1 protein-coding gene is annotated in these 1293 nt (G+C 62.7%); it reads right to left on the bottom strand.

Features of this window, described 5'->3' with window-relative positions:
• Positions 1 to 187: 187 nt before the first annotated feature.
• The gene (locus tag FKG95_RS29465; RefSeq protein WP_142900048.1) at positions 188 to 1210 is read right to left on the bottom strand and encodes an IS110 family RNA-guided transposase; all 1023 of its coding nucleotides are present in this window, start codon (positions 1208 to 1210) and stop codon (positions 188 to 190) included.
• Positions 1211 to 1293: the final 83 nt, after the last annotated feature.

Here is a 1293-nt window from a genome sequence, read left to right as displayed (position 1 = left end):
TAATGTATCCGGCCTTTGAGTGAAGCGGTCTTTGCTTCTGGCCACGATGGGTATCCGCGCGCGCTCGTCCTCATAAGACCTTCGGTTTCGCGAACCGATGTTTTGTTCAGGTTTCGGGCGCGCCGTTTGACTGTTGTGCCATCACGTTCTGTTCAGCCTTGCAGACCTCGGCGGGAGATGCTTGCTGTCAGATAATTGCGGGGCTGTAGCTCTCCTTTCGGGTTATGACGGCCCAGGCGATCCTGGCCATCTTGTTGGCCAGGGCGACAGCCGCGAGATTGTGGTGCCTGCGTGCCAAGAGGTTCCGGATCCAGACGCCGAGACGCCCCTGCTGGCGCTCGGCTGACTGCAGGACGGCGTGAGCGCCTTGCACCAGCAGACGCCGTATCGCGCGGTTGCCGCGTTTCGATATGCCGAGCAGTTTCGTCTTGCCGCCGGTGCTGAACTGACGTGGCACCAGGCCCAGCCAGGCCGCCAGGTCCCTTCCGCGGCTAAAGCCCGAGGCATTGCCGACGGCAGCGACCAGAGCGGTTGCGGTGATCGGACCAATGCCCGGGATACTGCGGAGCCGGCGGCAGATCTCATCACTGCGCGCGAGGCGTTCCAGCTCGCCGGTCAGCTCTGCGATTTCATGATCGAGGCTTTGCCATTCCTGCCAGAGACCTGAGAGCAGGCGCTGCATCAACGCCGACAGATCTGCCTCACTCTCCGGCTCCAGGATCGAAGGCATGCGCTGACGCAGTCTGCTTACGCCCTGTCCGACCGTCAGGCCGCGCTCCAACAAAAAAGCACGGATCTGGTTGATCAGCGCCGTGCGCCGGCCCACCAGACGTTCGCGCACCCGGTGCAGGGCCTGCAGGTCCAGTTGTTCGGGCGTTTTGGTCGCAACGAAGCGCATGGTCGGGCGCTGCACGGCCTCGGCGATCGCCTCCGCATCGCGGTAATCGTTCTTATGCGACTTGACGAAGGGCCGCACGTATTGGGGCGGCATCAAGCGGACATCATGACCCAGAGCCAAGAGAGCGCGGCTCAGGTGGTGCGCGCCGCCGCAGGCCTCCATGCCGATCAAGCAGACCGGCAGGTTGGCGGCGAAGCGGATCAGCTGCGTTCGTGAAACCCGGCGGCGCAGGACGATCTTGCCGTGCGCGTCCAGACCAATCAGATGAAAGACGGTCTTGCCGATATCGATGCCAAGGGTTTTGATATCCATGGGATGGTCCTTCCTTGCGTTGCTGATGTGGGCACATCAAGCATCGCACACCGAAAGCCCGGTGGGGCGGGCCATCCCATTAG

Source organism: Denitrobaculum tricleocarpae (genome assembly GCF_007004665.1).
GTDB classification, from domain to species: Bacteria; Pseudomonadota; Alphaproteobacteria; order Kiloniellales; family Kiloniellaceae; genus Denitrobaculum; species Denitrobaculum tricleocarpae.
This window is presented reverse-complemented; position numbering and strand designations above follow the sequence as displayed.